Source organism: Streptomyces sp. NPDC048192 (assembly GCF_043202415.1).
Taxonomy (GTDB): domain Bacteria; phylum Actinomycetota; class Actinomycetes; order Streptomycetales; family Streptomycetaceae; genus Streptomyces.
This window is the reverse complement of sequence record NZ_JBIDAL010000002.1, coordinates 245064-267370: the sequence shown is the minus strand read 5'-3', so window position 1 is coordinate 267370 and position 22307 is coordinate 245064. Positions and strand designations below refer to the sequence as shown.

The 22307-nt window shown below is 73.6% G+C and carries 19 protein-coding genes and 1 pseudogene; 12 read left to right on the top strand and 8 right to left on the bottom strand.

Annotated elements, in window-relative coordinates:
• Positions 1-3: 3 nt before the first annotated feature.
• The 3 genes from ACGFZN_RS04055 to ACGFZN_RS04045 are packed head-to-tail and all read right to left on the bottom strand — an operon-like array spanning position 4 to position 2127.
• Positions 4-915: a phosphotriesterase gene (locus ACGFZN_RS04055; RefSeq protein ID WP_393856895.1), complete on the bottom strand. Its 912-nt coding sequence runs from the start codon at positions 913-915 to the stop codon at positions 4-6.
• On the bottom strand, positions 912-1496 hold the full coding sequence (locus ACGFZN_RS04050; protein ID WP_393856894.1) for a DUF4865 family protein: 585 nt from the start codon (positions 1494-1496) through the stop codon (positions 912-914). The genes ACGFZN_RS04055 and ACGFZN_RS04050 overlap by 4 nt, the downstream gene beginning before the upstream one ends.
• A 16-nt stretch (positions 1497-1512) precedes the next feature.
• A complete protein-coding gene (locus tag ACGFZN_RS04045) occupies positions 1513-2127 on the bottom strand; it encodes a TetR/AcrR family transcriptional regulator (RefSeq protein WP_393856893.1) in 615 nt (204 codons plus the stop codon).
• A gap of 179 nt (positions 2128-2306) precedes the next feature.
• Here ACGFZN_RS04045 and ACGFZN_RS04040 point away from each other — a divergent pair, with 179 nt between their 5' ends.
• Genes ACGFZN_RS04040 through ACGFZN_RS04030 form a run of 3 tightly spaced genes read left to right on the top strand, consistent with a single transcriptional unit; the run spans position 2307 to position 5898 of the window.
• A complete protein-coding gene (locus ACGFZN_RS04040; protein WP_393856892.1) occupies positions 2307-2597 on the top strand; it encodes an SHOCT domain-containing protein in 291 nt (96 codons plus the stop codon).
• Positions 2594-3340 carry an ABC transporter ATP-binding protein gene (locus tag ACGFZN_RS04035; RefSeq protein WP_393856891.1) on the top strand — a complete coding sequence of 249 codons (747 nt, stop codon included), beginning with the start codon at positions 2594-2596 and terminating at the stop codon, positions 3338-3340. The genes ACGFZN_RS04040 and ACGFZN_RS04035 overlap by 4 nt, the downstream gene beginning before the upstream one ends.
• Positions 3337-5898: an ABC transporter permease gene (locus tag ACGFZN_RS04030; RefSeq protein ID WP_393856890.1), complete on the top strand. Its 2562-nt coding sequence runs from the start codon at positions 3337-3339 to the stop codon at positions 5896-5898. Before ACGFZN_RS04035 ends, ACGFZN_RS04030 begins: the two co-directional genes overlap by 4 nt.
• A 302-nt stretch (positions 5899-6200) precedes the next feature.
• Here the strand turns inward: ACGFZN_RS04030 and ACGFZN_RS04025 are convergent, their stop codons facing one another.
• Together ACGFZN_RS04025 and ACGFZN_RS04020 are read right to left on the bottom strand one after the other, a co-directional pair.
• Positions 6201-6833 carry an ATP-binding protein gene (locus tag ACGFZN_RS04025; protein ID WP_393856889.1) on the bottom strand — a complete coding sequence of 211 codons (633 nt, stop codon included), beginning with the start codon at positions 6831-6833 and terminating at the stop codon, positions 6201-6203.
• A 254-nt stretch (positions 6834-7087) separates the two neighbouring features.
• On the bottom strand, positions 7088-7411 hold the full coding sequence (locus ACGFZN_RS04020) for a hypothetical protein (RefSeq protein WP_330341538.1): 324 nt from the start codon (positions 7409-7411) through the stop codon (positions 7088-7090).
• A gap of 307 nt (positions 7412-7718) precedes the next feature.
• Here ACGFZN_RS04020 and ACGFZN_RS04015 point away from each other — a divergent pair, with 307 nt between their 5' ends.
• The 8 genes from ACGFZN_RS04015 (at position 7719) to ACGFZN_RS03980 (ending at position 15221) form a co-directional block, all read left to right on the top strand.
• A complete protein-coding gene (locus ACGFZN_RS04015; RefSeq protein WP_393856888.1) occupies positions 7719-8843 on the top strand; it encodes a PLP-dependent cysteine synthase family protein in 1125 nt (374 codons plus the stop codon).
• A gap of 234 nt (positions 8844-9077) precedes the next feature.
• Positions 9078-10280, top strand: coding sequence for an ATP-binding protein (locus tag ACGFZN_RS04010; RefSeq protein ID WP_393856887.1), 1203 nt, complete (start codon positions 9078-9080; stop codon positions 10278-10280).
• Positions 10277-10675, top strand: a complete 399-nt coding sequence (locus ACGFZN_RS04005) for a roadblock/LC7 domain-containing protein (protein WP_360146260.1) — start codon at positions 10277-10279, stop codon at positions 10673-10675. The genes ACGFZN_RS04010 and ACGFZN_RS04005 overlap by 4 nt, the downstream gene beginning before the upstream one ends.
• The gene (locus tag ACGFZN_RS04000; protein ID WP_393856886.1) at positions 10672-11046 is read left to right on the top strand and encodes a DUF742 domain-containing protein; all 375 of its coding nucleotides are present in this window, start codon (positions 10672-10674) and stop codon (positions 11044-11046) included. The genes ACGFZN_RS04005 and ACGFZN_RS04000 overlap by 4 nt, the downstream gene beginning before the upstream one ends.
• The gene (locus ACGFZN_RS03995) at positions 11021-11623 is read left to right on the top strand and encodes an ATP/GTP-binding protein (RefSeq protein WP_393856885.1); all 603 of its coding nucleotides are present in this window, start codon (positions 11021-11023) and stop codon (positions 11621-11623) included. Before ACGFZN_RS04000 ends, ACGFZN_RS03995 begins: the two co-directional genes overlap by 26 nt.
• Before the next feature lie 113 nt (positions 11624-11736).
• Positions 11737-13044 (top strand): cytochrome P450, encoded by a 1308-nt coding sequence (locus ACGFZN_RS03990; RefSeq protein ID WP_393857185.1) that lies wholly within the window; start codon positions 11737-11739, stop codon positions 13042-13044.
• 126 nt (positions 13045-13170) lie between these two features.
• Positions 13171-14433 carry a cytochrome P450 gene (locus ACGFZN_RS03985; RefSeq protein ID WP_393856884.1) on the top strand — a complete coding sequence of 421 codons (1263 nt, stop codon included), beginning with the start codon at positions 13171-13173 and terminating at the stop codon, positions 14431-14433.
• Positions 14430-15221, top strand: a complete 792-nt coding sequence (locus ACGFZN_RS03980; RefSeq protein ID WP_393856883.1) for an enoyl-CoA hydratase/isomerase family protein — start codon at positions 14430-14432, stop codon at positions 15219-15221. The genes ACGFZN_RS03985 and ACGFZN_RS03980 overlap by 4 nt, the downstream gene beginning before the upstream one ends.
• A gap of 169 nt (positions 15222-15390) precedes the next feature.
• Here the strand turns inward: ACGFZN_RS03980 and ACGFZN_RS03975 are convergent, their stop codons facing one another.
• Positions 15391-16224: a DeoR/GlpR family DNA-binding transcription regulator gene (locus ACGFZN_RS03975; RefSeq protein WP_393856882.1), complete on the bottom strand. Its 834-nt coding sequence runs from the start codon at positions 16222-16224 to the stop codon at positions 15391-15393.
• Positions 16225-16507: 283 nt separating this feature from the next.
• Here ACGFZN_RS03975 and ACGFZN_RS03970 point away from each other — a divergent pair.
• Positions 16508-18785: pseudogene (locus tag ACGFZN_RS03970) on the top strand (hypothetical protein).
• A 127-nt stretch (positions 18786-18912) separates the two neighbouring features.
• On the opposite strand, the gene ACGFZN_RS03965 reads toward ACGFZN_RS03970, so the two are convergent.
• Together ACGFZN_RS03965 and ACGFZN_RS03960 are read right to left on the bottom strand one after the other, a co-directional pair.
• On the bottom strand, positions 18913-21351 hold the full coding sequence (locus ACGFZN_RS03965; protein ID WP_393856881.1) for a right-handed parallel beta-helix repeat-containing protein: 2439 nt from the start codon (positions 21349-21351) through the stop codon (positions 18913-18915).
• A 238-nt stretch (positions 21352-21589) separates the two neighbouring features.
• Positions 21590-22195 (bottom strand): hypothetical protein, encoded by a 606-nt coding sequence (locus tag ACGFZN_RS03960; RefSeq protein ID WP_393856880.1) that lies wholly within the window; start codon positions 22193-22195, stop codon positions 21590-21592.
• Positions 22196-22307: the final 112 nt, after the last annotated feature.

Here is a 22307-nt window from a genome sequence, read left to right as displayed (position 1 = left end):
CCCTCACGCCCACTCGGCCGCGAAGGCCCGCCCGGGATGCTCCGAGAGGATGCGTCCCACCAGGTCCGCGCCCAGCTCGGCCGCCAGCCGGTGGCGCAGCCGGCGCAGCAGGTACGGCATCCCCGGCCCGCCGTCCACCGAGCGGGCCCCGGCCACCACGGTGTCCCCGCCGAGCAGCAGCCGGTCGCCGAAGCCGGCCTCGGCCAGCGCCCGCACCGCCCGAGGCATCCGCCAGTCGGTGGCGTGATGGGCGCGCGACGGCCCGTCGAAGGCCAGCCAGCACCCGGACTCGGCGGCCTGCCGCTGTGTCACCGGGTCGGGGAAGCGGTTCAGATGCCCCAGGATCACCCGGTCGCCGGGCACCCCCAACTCCCCGCACAGCAGGTCGAGTACGTCCGGCGCGCCCGTGCCCTGCTCCAGGTGCACGGCGATGGGGGCACCGGTGGCGTGGTGCGCCTCGGCCGCCGCCGCCATCGTCCAGCGGGCGTGCGCGTCGAGCGTGTGGAAACCGCCCGCCACCTTGATCAGACCGGCCCGCACCCCGGTCGTGCCGATGCCCTCGGTCAGCTCGGACACGAACAGCCCGGCGAGGCCGCCACCGCGCAGCCGGCCCAGCACCTCGGGGCCGTAGTGCCCGGCCTGGTGCAGGCCGGTGGCGCACACCAGCCGCACACCGGTGGCCCGGGACAGCTCCGGCAGGTCCGCGGCCCGCCGCCCCATGCCGTACGGGGTCCACTGCACGACGGCCGCGCCGCCCGCCGCCCGGAACGCGGTCAGCTCGGCCCGCGCGGCCGCAAGGTCGTCCAGCTCCTGGCCGGGCAGCAGCGGGCTGCCGAGGAAGAGGTGGTCGTGCGCGTCGCACACGCCCAGTTGCTCGGGGCGGATGTCGCCGAGGACCGTACGCACCCGGCTCACCACTGCCGCCCCCGCGGGAGCGTTTCCCGGCCGGGCGCGGACAGGTGCAGCACCTGGAAGAGGTCCCCGTCGGCCCCGGGCGCGTCGTGCTCCCAGAGCGAGAAGTGCACCAGCTCCCACGCGCGCGTGTCCACGGCCGCCGCGGCGAGGACCGCGCCGTCCTGGGCCGCGAGCCGTCCGGTCTCGGCCGCCGCGTCGCTCATGAAGGCCGCCAGCTCCACGCCGTCCGGGACCGGTCGGCGGTGCCGCACGGCGAACCGGGGCGCCGACCCGCTCGCGGCGCCCTCCTCGAACGCCAGGCCCGTCCACTGCCGGACCGCCGGCCGCCCGAAGTCGTTCACCGGCCCCTGGAAGGCCCCTCCCCACAGGAAGCCGTTCATGCCCTCCGTCGTGTTCCACAGGTAGAACGGCCCGTACTGGTTCACCGGCGAGCCGTGCACCCCGCGCTCGCGCAGCAGATACGTCTTGACGCCGAGCCCCTCCCAGTCGTCCAGCAGATGCCCGACCCGGGCGACGCGGGAGCGGATGACACCCATGTCGTAGTCGGCGGGCAGCGTGAACTCGTACTGCATGGCGTGCATGTCGAGCGTCCCTCTCTCAGGCGGGGTGGTCAGCCACCCGCGTGCTCTGTCCGGGAGCCGGGGGCGCCAGCAGGGCGAGCAGGCCGCGGACGCCGGCGTCGAAGGCGGCGGGGGAACCGGAGGCGCGGGCGAGGACATAGCCGCCCTGTACGGTCGCGAGGACGGCCGCGGCGATCTCCCCGCCGTCCAGCGACGGCGCGAACTGCCCCTGGCGCTTGCCCTCTTCGACGATCCCGGCGATCCGCTCCCGGATCCGCGCGAGCGTCGCGTCCACCGGCGCGCGCAGCTCGTCGTCGGCCATCACGTCCGGATCCATGGTCAGCCGGCCGACCGGGCAGCCGCGCAGCACGTCACGCTCGCGCAGCAGATACGCCTCGATGCGCTCGTACGGCGTGCCCGGCCCGTCCAGCACCCGCTCGGCGGTGGCGCGCAGCTCCTCGGCCGTCCGCCGGATCGCCGCCAGGGCCAGGTCCGGCTTGCCCTTGAAGTGGTGGTACATGCTGCCCTGTCCGGCGCCGGCGCGCTCCAGGATCGCCTTGGGGCTCGTGCCCACGTATCCGCGCTCCCACAGCAGCTCACGGGTGGACTCGATCAGTCGTTCCGGGGTGCTCCTCATGAACCTACTGTACATACTAGTAGTTACAGTCCGCCAGTGGTCCAGGGGAGCAGTCCGCCGCGCCCGCCGTACTCCCCGCGAGGTACCCGCACTGCCGCCGGCCGCACGACGACCCGGACCCCTCCCCGGAGGGAGCCTCGTGTCATCCCCGCACAGCGCAACCGACAGTGCAACCGACAAGGGAGTGACCCGAGATGCAGACCCTGGCCGACTGGCACGGTGGACCCGGCCCATGGATCCTGTTCTTCCCGCTGATCTGGGCGGCCGTGGTGATCGGCGCCGTCACCGTGCTGCGCCGCACAGCCTGGCGCGGCCGCGGCGGCCCGTGGCGGCCGGCCGCCGGCGCACACCCCGCCGGCGACTCGCCGCTGGCGGTCCTCGGCCGCCGCTTCGCCTCCGGCGAGATCGACGAGGACGAGTACTGGCGCCGGCTGTCCGTCCTGGAGGAGCAGTTCGGCCGCGCCGGCAAGGGCGGTGCGGCGTGACCGCGACCGCACTGCGGGCCGCGGCCCGCGTGGTCGACGCGGTGAAGGTGTACGGCGGTGGCGACACCGCCGTACGCGCCCTGGACGGCGTCGACGTCTCCTTCCCCGCCGGGCGCTTCACCGCGATCATGGGCCCCTCCGGCTCCGGCAAGTCCACCCTCATGCACTGCGCGGCCGGGCTCGACACGCTCACCTCCGGCGCCGCCTGGATCGGGGACACCGAACTCGGCGCGCTGGACGACCGGCGCCTGACCCTGCTGCGCCGCGACCGGGTCGGCTTCGTCTTCCAGGCGTTCAACCTGGTGCCGACGCTGACCGTCGCGGAGAACATCACCCTGCCCCTGGACCTGGCCGGCCGGCGCGGCGCCCCGGAGTGGATCGACGCGCTGATCGACGCCGTCGGACTGCGCGACCGGCTGCACCACCGGCCGTCGCAGCTGTCCGGCGGGCAGCAGCAACGCGTCGCCGTGGCACGGGCGTTCGCCGGACGGCCCGAGGTGGTCTTCGCCGACGAGCCCACCGGGAACCTCGACTCCCGCTCCGGCGCCGAGGTGCTCGGCCTGCTCGGTTCGGCCGTACGGGAGACGGACCGCACCGTCGTCATGGTCACCCACGACCCGGTGGCCGCCGCGCACGCCGACGAGGTGCTCTTCCTCGCCGACGGACGGCTGGTCGACCGGATGGAATCGCCGACCGCGGACCGGGTCCTGGACCGCATGAAGGCCTTCGAGGTGCGCACGTGAACGCATCGCTCCGGCTCGGCCTCACCTCCCTGCGCACGCACCGGCGCCGGTTCGCCGGCACCTTCCTCGCCGTGTTCCTCGGCGTCGCCTTCCTGACCGGCACCCTCGTCATGGGCGACACGCTGCGGGCCAGCTTCGGCAGCATGTTCGGCGAGGCCACCAGCGGCACGGACGCCGTCGTACGCGGCGCCGACGCCATCACCACGCCCGGCCAGTCCCAGGGCGTACGGCGGCCCGTCGACACCTCGCTGGTGAGGACCGTCGAACGGGTGCCGGGCGTGGCCGCGGCGGCCCCGGACATCCAGGGAGCCGGCCAGCTCGTCGGCGCCGACGGCAAGCCGGTCGGCGGCCAGGGACCGCCCACGATCGCCGGGAACTGGATCACCGATCCCGGGCTCAACCCCTACCGGATCGCCGAAGGCCGTGCCCCCGCCCGGCCGGGCGAGGTCGTGGTGAACCGGGGTGCCGCGAAGAAGGGAGGCCTGAGGATCGGCGACACCACCACCCTGCGCACCCCGGACCCGGTGAAGGTCACGATCGTCGGCCTCGCCACCTTCGGCGGGCAGGACGGCATGGCCCAGGTGACGTTCACCGGCATGACCCGCGCCGACGCCGAGAGGCACCTCACCGCCCGGCCCGGCCAGGCGGCGTCCATCGCGGTGCGCGCCGGGCCCGGGGTGAGTCAGAAGGAGCTGGTCCGGCGGCTGACTCCGGTGCTGCCGAAGGGAGTCGAGGCGATCACCGGGCAGCAGGCGGCGCAGGAGAACACCGACATGATCTCCAGCCAGTTCCTGACGGTGTTCACCACGTTCCTGCTCGTCTTCTCCGGTGTCGCCCTGCTCGTCGCCACCTTCTCCATCCACAACACCTTCGCGATCGTCGTCGCCCAACGCACGCGGGAGAACGCCCTGTTGCGGGCACTCGGCGCGGCCCGCCGCCAGGTGACCGCCGCCGCCCTCGCCGAGGCCTGCCTCGTCGCGCTCACCGCGTCCCTCACCGGGCTCGCGGGCGGCATCGGCATCGCCGCGGGCCTCCAGGCGCTGTTCCCGGCGATCGGATTTCCGTTCCCCGACGGCGACCTGGTCGTCAAGACGCTGTCCATGACGCTGCCGCTCGCCGTGGGCCTCGTGGTCTGCCTGGGTTCCGCACTGCTGCCGGCCCGGCGCGCCGGACGGACCGCGCCGCTCGCCGCGCTGCGGGAGACGGCCGTCGACACCTCCGGCGCCTCACGCGTCCGCGTGATCGCCGGGGCGGTCCTCGGCGCGTCGGCGCTCGCCGCCACCCTGACCGGCGTCCTGGTGTCCCCCTCCGTCTGGCTCGCGGGCCTGGGCGCACTGCTCGCCCTGGCGGCCTTCGTCGTCCTCGGCCCGGTCGCCGCCACGACGGCCGTAAGGCTCCTCGGCGGCCCCCTGGACCGACTGCGCGGCGTCACCGGCTCCCTGGCACGGCGCAACGCCCTGCGCAGCCCCAGGCGGACGGCGGCCACCGCGAGCGCGCTGATGATCGGCGTTGCCGTGGTGTCGCTGTTCACCGTCTTCGGCGCCTCGCTGAAGGCCACGATGGACCGGACGGTGTCCCGGTCCTTCGCCGGGGACGTCGCCGTCAGCAGCCCGTCCTTCGGCGCGGGCGGCAGCGGCCTCAGCCCCCGGCTCGCCCCCGCCCTGCAGCGGCTGCCGCAGGTGGACACGGCCGTGGGGCTCGGTCGCGGGGTCGCGGAAGTCGACGGCAGGGGGCGGGCGTTGACGGTCACCGACCCGGTCGCCCTCGCCCGCACCTTCGACCTCGGCACCGTCACCGGCTCGCTGCGCGGCCTCGGCGCCGACGGCATCGCGATCGACCGCACCGAGGCGGCCCGGCAGCACCTGCGCACCGGCGGCACGGCCAGGCTGACCTTCACCGACGGCAGCACGGAGGACTTCATCGTCCGGGCCCTGTACGACCGGTCGGAACTCGCCGGTGACTACGTCATCACCCGGGCCGCGTGGGCCCCGCACCGCACGCAGGACGCCGACACCCTGATCGCCGTCACCTTCCGGCACGGGGTGGGCGCCGACGCGGGCAAGGCGGCGGTGAGGAAGGTCGCCGCGCGGTACGGCAACCCGTCCGTGCAGACCCGGGACGAGTACGCGCAGTCGTCGGCGGGCGGCATCGACATGATGCTCACGCTCGTCTACGCGCTCCTCGCCCTCGCCGTGGTCATCGCCCTGCTCGGCATCGCCAACACGCTGACCCTCGCGCTGCACGAGCGCACCCGGGAACTCGGTCTGCTGCGGGCCGTCGGCCAGACCCGGGCCCAGCTGCGGGCCATGGTCCGCTGGGAGTCGGTGCTGGTCGCCGCGTTCGGCACGGCCGGCGGGCTCGGGCTCGGCGCCTTCCTGGGCTGGGTGCTGGTGAGGGCCTCCGACGGTGCGAGCGACACCGCGTTCGCCTTCGCCCTGCCGCCCGTACGCCTCCTGGTGGTCGCCCTGGTCGGCCTCCTCGCCGGCGCCCTGGCCGGACTGCGCCCGGCACGCCGGGCGGGACGGCTGGACGTACTGGGCGCCATCGCAACGGAGTGACAGCGTCGCCTCCGCGGCGTGCGCCCCCTGGACGGGCGGGTGGCGGTCGTCGCGCAGGTGCGGGTGGGACGTGGCCGGTCGCGCCCGCGCGGCGGAGCCGCATGCCGATACGGCCCAGCGCCCCTGGCGGCTGCCTGAGCAGCTGTGGGCAGTCGTGCCTCCGCCGGTGCCCGAAGGGCCTGGGGACCTCAGGCGGCACGGGCGCGGCGGCGCCGCCGTGGGCGCGGGCCGCCGAGCTGAGGCCCCACGGCAACCCGCGGGTGGGGGCGGGCTGCCGTGGGGCGGGGTGTCTCACCGCCCGGTCAGCCGGGAACGGCGGACCGGGCGGGAGCCTGGGGGCGGGGGCCGGCCGCGCTCGCCACCGGCGCGGCAGCGGCGGGCGCTTCCGCGGTCAGGGCGACTCCGGCGCCGACGGGCGTGCCGACCGGAGTCCTGGCCGCCGTACCGACGCGGACGGGCTCCGGCGCGGCGGGCACCTCGGCGGCGCGGCGCGGCGTGTGGGCCGGATACGGACGAACCGCCGCGGGTGCGGGCAGCGTGAACCAGACGACCTTGCCGTGCTCGCCGTCCGGCCGCGCCCCCCAGCTCTCGCTGACCGCCGCCACCATCGCCAGCCCGCGCCCGCACGTGGCCAGCGGGCCGCCGTCCGCCGTGTCCGGGGCGTCGGCCGGCACCGGAAGCCGGGGATCGTTGTCGCGCACCGAGACCGTGAGCCGGTCCGGCGCCAGCTCCAGCTCGACGGTGCACGACTTGTCGGGCCTGGCATGCCGGTGGACGTTGCTCAGCAGTTCCGTCACACCGAGCGCCGCCCGGTCTATCAACGCGTCCATGTGCCAGTAGCGCAACTGCGCAGATACGATTCTGCGGACCTGGCCGATCCGCGACGGCAGGGCTTGGAGCTCCACCGTGCAGTGCCTGCTTGGGTGACTGATCACGGCTGCGACTCCCCGATGTAGAGGTCCGAGGGACCGGAAGAACACGGAGAACAACGGATCCAGCAGGGTGGCTTGCGTCCAAACGTCCGCCTGCTGTCATGGCCGGCGGGCTGGTTCGCAGCGTTATCGCCGGTAAACCCAGAGTGACGTATGACCAGCGTGACGCAGCGGATGCGGTCCCGCAACTCGCCGCGACGGACCGCTGCTCGGCGTCATACGACCGGCGTCCTGCCGAGCGGGCGGCCGCGCCTTCCTCAGCCGCCGCGCCCGGCGGCCCGGCGCACCGCCTCGATGAACCGTCGTGCCGCGGGCGGCCCCGGCTCGCCCGGAGCGGGGTCGTGCTCGCCGAGCGTCAGCAGGTACCGCTTGCCGTTGAGGTCGGCGAGCGCCTTGTCGTCCGGCCCGAACCACGGCCGGGACGCACGCACCGCCTGCACCGGGGCGCTGTCGATCTCGCTGCCGTAGCTGGTGAGCAACTCCAGCCTGCCGTCGTTGATCCGGACCTGACCGGCCCGGGTGAGCGAACGCAGCCGCTTGCCGATCCGCACGCCCGTGGCTGTGAACTCCGGCTCCGCCATCCTTGGCCGCCCCCTTGCCCGTGTGCTTCCGCGATCCAGTGTGCGCCCACGGCCGGGACGGTCGTCCCGACGCGTGCAGTCTGCCGCGATGCGGCCGGGAGCACCAGTACACGCGAGGCGCCCGCGCCGCCTGCCCGGAGCACTCCCGCCAATGCGCCCCGACGGTTCGCGCCCCCCTGCTCCCCAGGGGTGTCTTTGGGTGGCTGAAAGATGCGTTTATGCAGGTGGGAAGCGGTGTGAAAGATGCCTATGCTCGAGGTGCCGGCCGCGTGAGGCGTCGTCGGCGCCCAGCCGAAGGAGCATCGCCGTGAGCACCACCCACCCCACCAGGACCGGCGCCACCCTCGACGCCGACCGCAGCGACGCCGGCTACCGCGACTGGCTGAAAGAGGCCGTACGCAAAGTCCAGGCCGACGCCAACCGGTCCGCGGACACGCACCTGCTGCGCTTCCCCCTGCCCGAGCGGTGGGGCATCGACCTCTACCTGAAGGACGAGTCCACCCATCCCACCGGCAGCCTCAAGCACCGCCTCGCCCGCTCGCTGTTCCTGTACGGCCTCTGCAATGGCTGGATCCGCCCGGGCCGCCCGGTCATCGAGGCCTCCAGCGGTTCGACCGCCGTCTCCGAGGCCTACTTCGCCAAGCTGGTCGGCGTGCCCTTCATCGCGGTCATGCCCCGCACGACCAGCGCCGAGAAGTGCCGTCTGATCGAGTTCCACGGCGGCCGGTGCCACTTCGTGGACGACTCCCGCAAGATGTACGAGGAGTCCGCCCGCCTCGCGGTGGAGACCGGTGGGCACTACATGGACCAGTTCACCTACGCCGAGCGGGCCACCGACTGGCGCGGCAACAACAACATCGCCGAATCCATCTTCCGCCAGCTTCGGTTGGAGCGGTTCCCGGAGCCGGCCTGGATCGTCGCCACCGCCGGCACCGGCGGCACCTCCGCGACCCTCGCCCGCTATGTGCACTACATGCAGTACGACACCCGGATCTGCGTCGCCGACCCGGAGAACTCCTGCTTCTTCGAGGGCTGGACCACCGGCGATCCGGACGTCACCTGCGACTGCGGTTCCCGGATCGAGGGCATCGGCCGCCCGCGCATGGAGCCGAGCTTCGTGCCCGGCGCGATCGACCGGATGATGAAGGTGCCGGACGCCGCCAGCGTCGCCGCCGTACGGGCCCTGGAGCGGGCCATCGGCCGCAAGGCGGGCGGCTCCACGGGGACCGGGCTGTGGAGCGCGCTGAAGATCGTCGCCGAGATGGTGGCCGAGGGGCGCCGGGGCAGCGTCGTGACCCTGCTGTGCGACCCGGGCGACCGCTACCTCGACAAGTACTACTCCGACGCCTGGCTCGCCGGGCAGGGCCTGGACATCGCGCCGTACACCGCGGCGATCGAGACCCTGCTGGCCACGGGGGTGTGGCCGGACTGAACCGGTGCCGGCGGTCCGGGAGGCCGGCGCCCGACGCCCCGGTGACAGGGGTGTGTGGGTTTGGTGACGTCTCAATTGCGGTTCTGGGCAAGCTTGTTGTGCCTGTGTGACTGATAAGATCATCCCACTTTTCACATGGGCTGACGGCGTGTCACAGACGCGCCCGGGGGGACAGTCTCGAAGGCACCATCGCGCTCGCACGCTTTCGGCGCGATGCGACTTGAAGAGAGTCTCATGACGTCATTGACCACGGATCCACTGTTGTGGATCTTGCTGGTGGTGCTCGTCGCTGCGGTCGCCGCAGTGCTGCGGGCCCGGAGAACCAACATGGCGCTCCGAAAAACGCGAAAGGAACTGGAGACACACCTGGGCGAGGCCCGCGGCGAGGTCAGCCGGCTGCACGCGCACATCGCCGCGCTCACCGCCCAGCAGCAGCGCGACCTCGCCGACGTACGGGCCGACGCCGAGGCGGCGACCAAGGCGGTGCTGAAGTCCGCCATGGGCACGCTCCAGTCGCTCGCCGAGGAACAGCAGGTCCTCCTCGACAGCCTGCTGAGGAAGTACGGCGACACCACCGACGTCCTGGCCGACCTGATGACGGTCGACCACACCGGCAGCCAGTTCGGCCGCCGCGCCAAGGGCATCTCCGTGCTGTGCGGCGGCTGGCTGGGCAGGCGCGAGGGCGCCGCTACCGTCTACGACGTCGCCCGCAGCGCCCAGGGCAGGATCAAGGACTTCAACCGGGTCAGCGTCCACTCCCAGGTGAACGTCTCGCTCGTCGGCAAGGCGGTCGAGCCGGTGGCCGTCGTCCTGGCCGAACTGCTGGACAACGCGACGAACTACAGCGCGCCGGGCACGCCGGTCGAGGTCAACATCCAGAGCGTGCCGACCGGTGTGTGCTTCATCGTGGACGACGCCGGCCTGGGCATGGACCAGGAGACCAAGGACCGGGCGGCGGCACTGCTGTCCGTCGACGGTCCCGTCGACATCACCGGCCTCGGCGATCCGCCGCGGTTCGGCTTCGCCGTGTGCGGCATGCTCGCCGCCCGCTACGGCTTCGCCGTCTCCGTCGGTTCCGTGTCCCCCTACGGCGGAGTGCGTGCAGTGATCCGTGTACCCGAAGGTCTGCTCTCGGCCGACGCTCCTTCCCCCGAGGCCGGCGCCCAGGACTCCGCCACCCCCGAGGAGGCCCCGCAGCGACTGGCGCCGGTACCGGTCGTCGGCCCCACGCACGTGGTGGGGACGACCTCGGGAGGCCTGCCCAAACGCCGGCGGCGCAGCGGTCCCGTCACGGTCGTCCCGGCCCTCGACAGCGCCGGCCCGCAGGAGCCCGCGGAGGCGGACAGCGAGGTGACGGCGTCGCGGATCGGGGCGTTCGCGCGCGGAACCCAGCTCGGGCGCACCACGAACACCACGGAAGGACCTGACAACCAGTGAACATCGACCTGTCGTGGGTGCTGAACGACGTGCTCGAGGTGCGCGGAGCCCGGCACGCGATCCTCGTCTCGGGAGACGGCCTGCTGCTGCAGCGCTCGGACGACATCGGGCGCGACGACGCCGAGACGAACGCCGCGGCGATGAGCTCGATGCAGTCGCTGAGCCGCGCCGTCGCGGGGTTCGTGGGAGCGGGCCACGGGATCTGGAAGCAGACGCTGCTGGAGTACGACGGCGGCTGGATCTTCCTGATCGCCGCGGGCCAGGGCTCCTACCTCGCCGTCTCGGCCGCGCTGGACGTCGACATGGAGGCGATGTCCTTCCGCATGCAGAAGACGGTGGCGGGCCTGAGCAAGGCGATGAGTGTGGCCCCGCGCTCGGACGGTGCGGGCGTATGACGACGCCCGGCGAGGAAGCCTCCGTCACCAGCGAGTTCGTCCGCTCCTACGTCATCACCGGCGGCCGGAACCTGCCCGCATCGGACGACCTGGCGCTGCACACCCTGGTCACCCTGGCTCCCGACCGGACCCCTCCGCTGGGAGCCGGCCCCGAGGTGATGGCGATCTGGAAGCTGTGCTCCGGCGGCTATCTGTCGGTCGCCGAAGTGGCCGGCCACGTGGGACTGCCGGTGGGGGTGGCCCGGCTGCTGCTGACCGACTTATTCGAGCAGGGCCACCTCCTGCGCCGCGCGGAGCCGCCCCGGGCGCAGAACGTTGACAGAGCGACCCTCGAGAAGGTTCTGAATGGACTCCAATCCCTCATCGGCTGAGACGGCCCCTGGATCCATCTACGTCTCCAGCGCGGTGACCAACGCTGCCAAGATCCTGGTCGTCGGCCATTTCGCCGTGGGCAAGACGACCTTCATCGGCTCGCTGTCGGAGATCACCCCGCTGCGCACCGAAGAGAAGATGACGCAGGCGTCCCTGCACGTGGACGACCTCAGAGGCGTCGCGGACAAGACCACCACCACCGTGGCGCTGGACTTCGGCCGGCTGACGCTCAGCGACGAACTCGTGCTGTACCTGTTCGGCACCCCGGGACAGCAGCGCTTCATGCAGCTGTGGGAGGACATGGCCCGCGGCGCGCTCGGGGCGCTGCTCCTGGTCGACCCCGCCCGGCTGGAGGAGACCTTCCCCGTCATCGACCTCGTCGAACGGTACGGCCTCGAGTACGCAATCGCCGTCAACAGCTTCGAGCGCGCCAAGGTGTACGAGGAGGCGGAGGTGCGGGAGGCCCTGGACCTGCTCCCGGACACCCCCGTCGTCTACTGCGACGCGCGCGACCGGCAGTCGTCCGCCCTCGCGCTGATCGCCCTCGTGCGCCACCTGCTCACCCGAGCCGCCTGACACCTCCCATCCGCCCGGATCGTCTCTCCCCCCGGACCACCGGCCCGGAGCCAGCAGAAGGAACCCCCATGGACCCCCAGTCAGCCCCCGCCACCGCGGCGGCCCGATGCCCCATGCACGACGCGGCGTTCGCCACCGACCCCCAGCAGGTCTACGACCGGCTGCGCGCCCACGGCCCGGCCGGACCGGTCGAACTCGCCCCCGGCGTCGAGGCCACCCTGGTCGTCGGCCACGAGACGGCCCTGCGCGTGCTGCAGAACTCCACGCTCTTCGCCCGGGACGCCGGCCGCTGGAAGGCGCTGAACGAGGGGCGCATCCCGCTGGACCACCCGGTGCTGCCCATGATGGCGTACCGGCCCAACTGCCTGTTCACCGACGGCGCCGTGCACCTCAGGCTGCGCAAGGCCGTCACGGACAGCCTCGCCAAGCTCAACATCACCCGGATCCGCCGCGACGTCGAGCCCATCGCCGACTACCTGATCGACCAGTTCAGCGAGCGGGGCCGCGCCGACCTGCTCAACGACTACGCCAAGCTGCTGCCGCTGCTGCTGTTCAACAAGCTGTTCGGCTGCCCGGCGGACATCGGCGACACCCTGACCGGGGCCATGTCGGCGATCTTCGACGGCAAGGACGCGCTGCGCGCCAACGAGGAACTCACCTCCTGCCTCATGGAGTTGATCGCCCTCAAGCGGCGCAGGCCCGGCGACGACGTCACCTCCTGGCTGATCCAGCACCCCGCCGGGCTCACCGACGAGGAGCTCAAGGACCAGCTGGTGATGCTGATGGGCGCCGGCGTGGAACCCGAGCGCAACCTGATCGGCAACGCCCTGCTCCTGCTGCTGTCGCCCGACGCGAGCGGACGCGACTCCGGGCTGCTGATCGAGGAGGCGATCGACCACGTGCTGTGGAACCAGACGCCCATCGCCAACTACGCCACCCACTACCCGGTCCAGGACGTGGACCTCGGGGGAGTGGTGGCCGGGGCGGGCACGCCGGTCGTCATCAGCTTCGCCGCCGCCAACACCGACCCGGCCCTGGCCGAGGCCCGCCGCACCCACAGCAAGGGCGCCCACCTGGCCTGGGGAGCCGGTCCGCACGCGTGCCCGGCCAAGGACCCGGCGACGGTCATCGCCGTCACCGCGATCGAGAAGCTCCTCAACGCCCTGCCCGACCTCACCCTGGCCGTCCCCGCGCGGGAACTCGAATGGCGGCCCGGCCCGTTCCACCGGGCGCTGGTCGCGCTGCCCGTGGCGTTCAGTCCCACGCCGGCCACCCACATCGCCTCCGCGCTGCGGGACCGTACCGCCCCCGCCGCGGCCGAGCAGCCGCTGCCCACCGCCGCGCCCGCCGGCGCCGTCCGTCAGGAACCGGCCAGGAAGAAGGGCTTCTGGAGCAGCTTCCTGGACATCTTCCGCGTCTGACGGATGAGATGTGACGGTTTGTTGGGTGGCATGTGACGGGAGCAACAACAACAGGCGCATGACGACGGAGAGGGGAAGGGTAGGTTCCGGCGGTAACGGTAGCGCCCAGCCACAAAGGAGCTTCGCGTGACCGCCGTTGGCGTCATACGTGGTACCACCACCGATCGCCGAGCCGTCATCCCCCTTCTCCGTCGCCTCCGTTCAGCCGAAGGACAAGCCGATCCCTTCACCGTCTGGGACGAACTGCGTGCCCTGGGAGAGGTGGTGCCCGCTCCCTGGGGCGGGTACTTCGTCACCGGATTCGATCTCTGCAACCAGATCCTGCGCGGCAGGGACTGGCTCGTACCCGACTTCGCCTGGCAGGAGCGCCGGCCCGATCCGGCCCGCTGGCGTCATCCGGCGACGCGGGAGATGACGCGTACGCTCTCCCGCCTCAACCCGCCCGAACACACCCTGGCGCGCCGCGCGTTGGGCAACCTCTTCGACCGGGGCACCCTGGACGCCATGCGGCCCCGGATCGAGGACCACGTCACCCGGCTCCTGGACCGCCTGGAACTGCAGCTGCGCACCCTGGGCGAGGCCGACTTCGCCGGCACGGTCGGCGACCAGCTGCCCGTCCACACCATCGGCCAGTGGCTCGCCGTCCCGGCCGAGCACTACCCGCACATCCTGGACTTCACCCACCGCCAGGTCCACGCCCAGGAACTGATCCCCACCAGCAGCGAGCTGGCGATCTCCGCCCAGGCCACCGTGGAGATGAGGGCCTTCTTCACCGGCCTCCTCGCCGACCGGCGCCGCCACCTCGGCGACGACGTCCTCAGCGACTGGATCCGCTACTGGGACGCCCACTACGCCGGCGACAGGGCGGCCGCCGACCGGATGCTGTACGACCTGACGATGTTCATCACCATCGCCTCCCTGGAGACCACCGCGACCCTGCTCACCAACGCGGTGTGGTTAGTCACCCAGGACCCGGTCCGCGCCGACTGGCTGCGCCGGCACCCCGAGCACATCGACGACGCCGTCGACGAGACGCTGCGCTACGACCCGCCCATCCACCTCAACACCCGCTTCGCCGCCGAGGACACCGTCCTCGCCGGCGTCCCCGTCCCCAGGGACACCACGGTCCACGTCCTGTACGGCGCCGCCAACCACGACCCGCGCCGCAACCCGGACCCCCACGTCTTCGACATCCGCCGCAAGGGCGCCCACCTCACCTTCGGCGGCGGCGTCCACTACTGCCTCGGCTCGGGCCTGGCCCGCTTGGAGGCCCGTCTGCTGCTGACCCAGCTGCTGGAACGGTTCCCCACCCTGCGGCCGGTCGCCGCCCCCAGCTACGCGAGCCGCATGGTGTTCCGGCGCATCACCTCCCTGAAAGTGACGACATGACCGCCCTCCCCCTCGAGACCCTCCCGGCCGGCGCCGTACGGCGGACCCTGCGGACCCACCGGGAGGGCCCCGTCCTCACCGTCGAGCTGAACACCCCCGACCAGGGCAACACCGTCACCGACGCCCTGCTGGACGATCTCCTGGCGGTCCTCCAGGACCAGGACCCGGCCGTCCGGGTGCTGGTGCTCACCGGCAGCGGCGACGACTTCTGCCTCGGAGGCGACCGCGGCGAGTTCGCCCGGCACCTCGCCCACGACCCCACGGGGGGCGGCATCCGCGTCTCGGGGACCAAGGCACGGCGCGTGTGCGAGGCCCTGACCGGCAACCCCGCCGTCACCATCGCCCGCGTCCACGGCAAGGCCGTCGGGGCGGGAGTCGCCCTCGCCCTCGCCTGCGACCTGCGGGTCGGCTCTGAGGACGCGACCTTCCGGCTGCCCGAACTCGCCCTCGGGCTGCCCACCGCCTGGGGCGGCCTGCTGCCCCGGCTCATCAGCGAGGTCGGCGCGGCCCGGGTCCGCGAGATCGTCCTCACGGGCCGGATCGTCACCGCGGCGGAGGCCCAGTCCCTGTCCCTGCTGCAGAAGGTCGTCCCCGCCCACGAACTCGACGCGGCGGTCGCCGAGTGGGCCAGACCCGTCGTGCGCCGCCCGCCGGCGGCCCTGCGCGTCACCAAGGCGCTGCTCAACTCGCTGTCCGCGGCCTCGCGCCTGGCCGACGTCTCCGTACTGGACCCGGAACTGATGGCGGCGGTGGTGTCCGAGGCGCACCACGACCGCGGCGCCACCTGACCAGCGCCTCGCCGGACGCCGGGCGGGCGCCTCCGCCACGAGGACCGTCTCCTCGGACCGCGTCCCGCCCGGCGCCGCGGCCGGTGGCGCAGGCGACCTCGTCCTTCGCAGCCTGAACGCCGTACGGCCGGCAGCGTCCGCCGAAAGGCGCACCGCTGCTGACGGACGCTCAGATGTCCGTGTCGTCTTCTTCCCCGGGCTCGCCCGCCACGATCACCCGCAGATGCTCGGAGATCTCCGCGCGGGCCTCCGCGGGCAGCCCCGCATCCGTCACCAGCGTGTCCACCTGCTCCAGCGCGGCGAACGAACTCAGGCCCACCGTGCCCCACTTGGTGTGGTCGGCGACCACCACGACCCGGCGCGCGGAGTGCACCAGGCGCCGGTTCGTCTCCGCCTCGGCGAGGTTCGGCGTGGACAGCCCGGCCTCCACCGATATGCCGTGCACACCGAGGAACAGCAGATCGAAGTGCAGGGCGGCGATCGCCTGGTCGGCCACCGGACCCACCAGCGAGTCCGACGGCGTGCGCACCCCGCCGGTCAGCACCACCGTCGCCGCGCCCTGCCGCTGCCCCGAGGTGCGCTGTGCGGAGTGGAAGACGTCCGCGACCCGCACCGAGTTCGTCACCACGGTCAGGTCGGGGACCTCCAGCAACTGCTGGGCGAGTGCGTACGTCGTCGTACCACCGGACAGGGCGATCGCCGTGCCCGGGGTGACCAGCTTGGCCGCGGCGCGCGCGATGTCCTCCTTGGCGGTCAGCTCCAGACCCGACTTGGCCTCGAAACCGGGCTCGTGCGTGCTGGCCTCGACCACCGGCACCGCGCCGCCGTGGACCTTCTCCAGCACGCCCTGGCGGGCGAGGGCGTCCAGGTCGCGGCGCACGGTCATGTCCGACACACCGAGCTTGCGGGTCAGTTCGTTGACCCGCACACCGCCCCGGCGCCGGACCTCGTCCAGGATCAGTGCGCGGCGCTGCTCGGCGAGGAGGTTCTGATTCTCGCTCACGTACGCTCAGGTCCTTTCGCCGCCATCCGTCCGACACGCCCGGCGCACCGCCTCCGACCAGGACATTCCGGCCGGACCCGGGTGTGCGGGCGTCCCATCTTTTCACGGGTCGGCACCGGTTGCGCCACCGCCTGTCACGACGCGCTCATGCCACTTCCGCCGCGGCCGGGGTCACCCGGATCGGGGAGATTCCGTGACGAGGGGTGTGGGCCGCCTTCCGGCCGGAGATCCTGGATCCCGCGTCGACACGGTTTTCCGGGCGCTTCACGGGGGTGCGAGAACAGTGGACCGCGCACAGGAGGAATCCGGCGAGCGGCGGACCGGACAGGGCCCGGCGGCGCAGTCCGAGCTGGAACTGCTGGTGCACGGGGCCGGCGGGACCACTCCCGGCAGGATGCTCGGCGATCCACGCACCGTCCGGGTGAGCGGGGACGACACCGCCGCCGTCTTCCGGCGCGCCGAGGACACCGGGCCCGGGAAGGGACGCCGCGAGGGGCCCGTCCAGGAGGCGTACGTCCGGTGCAACCTCACCTCGGTGACAGCAGCCGTGCCCTGTGGCTGCGGCTGCTGCCGTTCATGGTGGTCGACCTCGCCCACTGGATGCGCCCCGCGGCCGCCGGACGGCAGTGCGCCGTCCGGCTCTACGGCCTCCTCGTCCGGCTCGCCGCCCTCACCCTGACCGTGCTGCTGGTCGCCGCCGCCTGCGAGGTGGCCCTGGACCTGGTGGCCTGGCAGTGCGCCGGCGCGCGGAGCTGCGCCCGGCGCCACACCTGGCTCGCCTTCCTCGCCCCGCACCAGCGGCCCCCGGCGGTTGGTGGAGCCTGCCCGGCCGCCGGCTGGCGCTCGCCGCGCTGGCGCCGACCACGCTGACGCTGCTGCTCTGGTACCTCTCCCGGCGGACCTGGAGCGCGTACGAGTCCCACCGGCCGATGACCCACGACGCCGCACCGGACACCGACGGCAGCGCGCTGACCAGGCCCGGCTTCTGGTACGGCCGCCGGCTCGTGGCCCGGCTGCGCGCCGCCCACACCACCGTGGCCCTGCTGACCGTCGCCGCCGCCCTGGCCACCCCGGCCGTCCGCTCCGACCTCCGGCCCGGCGGCTCCGCCGCCCTCGAAGTCCTCGGCGGGCTGCTCGGCGCGGCCCTGGCGGCCTGGGCGGCGACGGCCGTGGGCGTCGTCTGCCGCCGGGGCCGCACCGAGCACCACCTGGACCAGCACCTCGACCGGCGCCTCGTACGCATGCTGCCGCTCGGCGCGCTCGCCCTGCTGCTGCTCACCGCGGTCTATGCGGGCTGGGCCCGGCCCGGCTGGCGCTCCGCCGGCCGTCTCCCGGGCGACCCCGCCTTCGGCGCGCTCATGCTGGCCCAGGGCCTGCTGGTCGTCGCGCTCGCCGTGGTGGCCCGCGCCCTGTACCGCAGCGGCCCCGACCCGCGGACCGGCATGCGCGGCCTCGCCGGACCGGCCGTCGCCCTGCTGGCCTGCGCCCTGGGCGGCGTGATGTCCGGCGGGGTCGCCCAGCGCGTCGCCGACTGGCTGGACGGCACCCGCGCCCTGCTCCCCGGCCCGCCCGTCCTGCTGACCTGGCAGGCGTCCACCATCCCGCCGGTCCTCGCGGTCCTGCTGCTCCTCGCCGCCCGGCTCGCGGCAGGCGCCGCCCGGACGGCCCGCGCCGAACGCCGCCGGGTCCGCCGGGAGCAGCCCGGCGAGCCCGAGGACCCGGCGCGCACCCGAGCCATCGCCCACGCCCGCGCCATGGCCACCCTCACGGACCGGGCGCCCCTGGTCGTCGGCGTGCTCGCCACCGGGCAGACCCCCGACGGAGCCGCCCGCCGCACCTACGACGCCGTACGGGCCGCCGCCGAGACCTCGCAGGCACTGGGCTCCTGGCTGGTCGGCCTCGGCTTCATAGTCTTCGTCACCTGGGGCAGGCGCGCCTACAAGGACGCCTCCGCGCGGCGCACCATCGGCATCCTCTGGGACGTCGGCACCTTCCGGCCGCGCGCCGCGCACCCCTTCGCACCGCCGTGCTACGCCGAGCGCGCCGTGCCGGACCTCACCTGGCGCATCGCCACCCGGACCCAGCACACCGGGGGCCGCCTGGTGCTCTCCGGACACTCCCAGGGCAGTGTGCTGGCCGCGGCCGCCGCCTGGCAGCTCCCCGCGGCCGTCCGCGGCCGCATCGCGCTGCTGACCTACGGCTCCCCGCTGGAACGCCTCTACGGCCGCTGGTTCCCGGCCCACTTCGGACCGCCCGCGCTCGCCGCCCTGCACCGCGACGTCGCCTGCTGGGCCAACCTCTGGCGCGCCACCGACCCCATCGGCGGGCCCGTCCGCCTCCCCGGCGGCGCCACCCCCGGGGTCGACCACGGCCCGCTGTGCGACCCCCTCGCCTACGGCCGTACGCCCGAGCATCCCCTCCCGGCGCCCGTCCTCGGCCACTCCGACTACCAGGCGGACCCGGCGTTCGCCCGGGTACGGGGCCGCCTGCTGAACCGGCTGCGCCCGGACCTGCAGGGCCCGCGCCCGGAACCCACGGAGCGGCGGGCCGACACCGGCTAGGCGCACCGGCCCGCGGTGGTGTCGCACCGGCCGGTCACCGGCGCACGCGGTCCGTCCCGGCGCCCCGGGGAGCCGGGCGCGCCTGCGGGGGCGCCCTCGTCCGGGGCCGTGCTCAGGCGGCGGTCGCTCAGGGCAGTTCCGGAAGGTCCTCCGCGAACAGCAGGGTCAGGTCGTCGGTGCTGGGGTCCGCCAGCTGGGCGACCCGGCTCGCGTGCCGCTCCACCATCGCCTCGAACGTCTGGCGGGCGGTGCGGCCGTTGCCGAACGCCGGGCCCTTCGGGATGGCCGTGAAGTACTTCAGCAGCGCCTCGGCCGCGCCCGGCGCCAGCCGGTACTCGTGCTCGTCGGCCTGCTGCTCCACGATCCGCAGCAGCTCCTCGGGGCCGTAGTCGCCGAAGGTGATGGTGCGCGAGAACCGGGAGGCGACACCGGGGTTGACGGACAGGAAGCGCTCCATCTCCGCCGTGTACCCGGCGACGATCACCACCACCGCGTCCCGGTGGTCCTCCATCAGCTTCACCAGCGTGTCGATGGCCTCCTTGCCGAAGTCCCGCCCGGCGTCCTCCGGCGACAGTGCGTACGCCTCGTCGATGAACAGCACACCGCCGCGCGCCCTCTCGAACGCCTCCTGGGTGCGGATCGCCGTGGAACCGATGTGCTCGCCGACCAGGTCCACCCGGGACACCTCCACCAGGTGCCCCTTCTCCAGCACACCGAGGGAGGCGAGGATCTCGCCGTAGAGCCGGGCGACCGTGGTCTTGCCGGTGCCGGGGGAACCGGTGAACACCAGATGCCTCTTCACCGAGGCCGCCTTCAGCCCCGCCTGCTGCCGGCGCCGGCCCACCTCGATCATGTCGGTCAGCGCCCGCACCTCGCGCTTGACGCTCTCCAGGCCCACCAGCGCGTCGAGTTCCCCGAGCACGTCCTTCGACGTCCGCACCGGCTCGGCCGGCTCGGCGGCGGTGACCAGCGGTTCCTGCTCCGTGCTGCGCTGCCCCGGGATCGTGCCGAGCAGACCGGGGGAGTGCACCACGGTCTGTACGGCGGTCTCGCGCACCGCGGGCGGCCGCATGCCGGCGCTCTCGTCGCTGGTGCAGTCCTCCACGACGGGACCCGTCCCGGACCCGCCGTCCGGGCCGGCGTCGGCGAACTCGTAACCACCGCGCGCGCAGCGCTCCGTACGGCACCGGCGCAGCGTCGCCCGGCAGCCGTCGATCACATGGAAGCCGTAGCCTCCGCTGCCGCTGACCCGGCAGTCGAGGAAGCTGCCGCGGCCGCCCGCGGAGACGTAGAAACCGGCCTCGGCGGGGGAGTCGACCGTGCAGCGCTCGATGGCCGGGTCGGCGCCCTTCGTGACGATCACGCCCGTCTGGGTGCCGTCCAGGGTGCAGTTGTTGAGCGTGCCTCCGCTGCCGTGGTCGCGGAACCACGCCCCGGTCGCCGCCTCCCGGATCCGGCAGTCGTCGAGCTGGGCGGTCGCCCCGTCGCTGACCGACACCGCCGTGTTGCGCACCTGCGACAGGTCGCTGTCCACGACGTCCGCGCGCGAGCCGCGGTCCAGCACGAACAGGGCGTCGGGCACGTCGTGCACCCGGCAGGAGTCGAGGACGGCGGTGGCGCCGTCGCTGACCCACACCGCCGGATAGTCGCCGGTGCTGTCGAAGATCTCGCACTGGTTGGCGTCCACCCGGGTCCCCGGATCCCACACCGACAGGCCGTTGCGCCCGAACTGACGCACCGTCGTCCGGGTGAGCGTGAGCACCGAGCGGGAGCGCAGGTCGACCGCGTTCTCGGGGATGTCGTGGATGTGGCAGTCGGCGAGTGTGAGCACCGCGTCCGTGTCCAGGGTGACGCCGTCGGCCGTGGTGCGGTGCACGTCGCAGTCGGTCAGATGCGCGGTCGCCCGCTGGCTGACCTGTGCGCCGGAGCCGCGGACCTCGTAGATCTCGCAACCCACCGCCTCCAGCGCGGAGTTCTCGCCGGTCACGGTCATCCCGGTGCCCGAGGCGTGGTGCACCCGGCAGCGCTCCAGCCGCGGATGCGCACCGCCCCGCACCGCCACGCCCGCCTGCCCGGCCGCGACGACCTCGCACTCCTCGAACACCCCGCCCCCGCCGTCGAGCACGGCGATGCCGATGCCGGCCGGGTTGTCGACCGTGCAGCGGCGCACGGTCGGCCGGGCGCCGCCGCGGACCTCGATGCCCGCCGCGGACCGGGTGACGATCCGCAAGTCCATCAGCTCGGGCGTGCCCTCCTCGACCAGCAGCGCGGGCGCCGCCGCGTCCTGGCCCTCCACGTGCACGTCCTGCACCACGGCCGCGGCGCGCACGGTGAGCGGCACGCCGGCCTCCGGCGCGATCCGCACCGAGCCGGGCGAGCCCTCGGGCCCGCGGAGCGTCACGGCCCGCTCGATCACGAGGTTCTCCCGGTAGGTGCCCGGGGCGATGGTGAGGACGTCACCGTCGGCGGCGGCCTCCAGGGCGGCGGCGAGCGATGCGTACTCGCCTGTGCGGCGCCGCCACCGCGACGTACCGGTGTGCGTCACCTGGACCGTGCCCTGTGCCATGGCGTTGCTGTGCCCCCACCTCGTCGTACTGATGGCTCGCTCCCTCAGGGGACCTTCCCGCCGGCACCGGCACCGGCACCGCGACCGTGCTCAGCCGTGGGGCTGGTGCGCGTTCGCGCTCCCGAAAACCTGGGCGCGGCCCTGCGGTTCGCTCACCCGCGGGTTGTCGCCGAAAGCGCTTCGGCCGGTCCACCGTAGCGCGTGCGTGCGGGGTGGGTTGACCGGAGGCGGAAGGCGGTCAGCTGCCGGTGCCCGCCTTGCCCCAGTCCGGGCCCGCCCGCTCCCAGGCCTGGTCCCAGCGTGCGTACCGCCTGCGGACCATCCGCCAGACCGTCAGCCGCCTGCCGCCCTCGACCAGGCCCGCGGCCAGCAGGGCCGCGCCGATTCCGGCGAGCACCGCGTGGGTCGTGGCGGTGGGGGAGTCCAGCGGACGGGCCGTTATTCGTCCGTGCGGGTCCGTCCACATCCTGAAGTGGTCGCCGGCGTGCGGGGACTTCAGGTCCGCCAGGGCCCGGCCGTGCCGGTGGCTGCCGTCCGGCGCCGTCCACGCGGCGAGGACACGGCTGCGGGTCTCGCGGGCCGTCGTGGTGTCGGGGTCGGTGTCCAGCGGGGCCTCGCCCAGATCGCGTACCACCGTGGCCGTGACCAGATGGCGGGTGTGCCGCTGCTCGCGCACGGACCGCTGCAGCGAGTCCTGGGCGGCGGCGCCGGCCAGGCAGCCGGCCACGGGTGCGGCCACGGCCATCAGCACCAGCGCCACGAGGGCCACCCACGCCTCGGCCAGATCGGTCGCGCGGCGCAGCGGATTGCGCCGCCAGCGCCACAGGCCACTGATCACCCGCATGTCCCCACCCCCTTTCGCTCCGTCATATCCCCCGGCGCGGACGCGCGTCCGCGGCCCGGAGCAAGAGAGAGCGACATCACTACTTGCACCGCGCTCGGTCACGCACGCGGCT

Excerpts from the sequence above, each read along its gene's own strand:
- ACGFZN_RS03960 (WP_393856880.1), bottom strand. The coding sequence starts at position 22,195 with ATGCGGGTGATCAGTGGCCTGTGGCGCTGGCGGCGCAATCCGCTGCGC.
- ACGFZN_RS04010 (WP_393856887.1), top strand. The coding sequence starts at position 9,078 with ATGACGTCATTGACCACGGATCCACTGTTGTGGATCTTGCTGGTGGTG.
- ACGFZN_RS04020 (WP_330341538.1), bottom strand. The coding sequence starts at position 7,411 with ATGGCGGAGCCGGAGTTCACAGCCACGGGCGTGCGGATCGGCAAGCGG.
- ACGFZN_RS04045 (WP_393856893.1), bottom strand. The coding sequence starts at position 2,127 with ATGTACAGTAGGTTCATGAGGAGCACCCCGGAACGACTGATCGAGTCC.
- ACGFZN_RS03980 (WP_393856883.1), top strand. The coding sequence starts at position 14,430 with ATGACCGCCCTCCCCCTCGAGACCCTCCCGGCCGGCGCCGTACGGCGG.
- ACGFZN_RS03995 (WP_393856885.1), top strand. The coding sequence starts at position 11,021 with ATGGACTCCAATCCCTCATCGGCTGAGACGGCCCCTGGATCCATCTAC.
- ACGFZN_RS04000 (WP_393856886.1), top strand. The coding sequence starts at position 10,672 with ATGACGACGCCCGGCGAGGAAGCCTCCGTCACCAGCGAGTTCGTCCGC.
- ACGFZN_RS04040 (WP_393856892.1), top strand. The coding sequence starts at position 2,307 with ATGCAGACCCTGGCCGACTGGCACGGTGGACCCGGCCCATGGATCCTG.
- ACGFZN_RS03965 (WP_393856881.1), bottom strand. The coding sequence starts at position 21,351 with ATGGCACAGGGCACGGTCCAGGTGACGCACACCGGTACGTCGCGGTGG.
- ACGFZN_RS03990 (WP_393857185.1), top strand. The coding sequence starts at position 11,737 with ATGCACGACGCGGCGTTCGCCACCGACCCCCAGCAGGTCTACGACCGG.
- ACGFZN_RS04050 (WP_393856894.1), bottom strand. The coding sequence starts at position 1,496 with ATGCACGCCATGCAGTACGAGTTCACGCTGCCCGCCGACTACGACATG.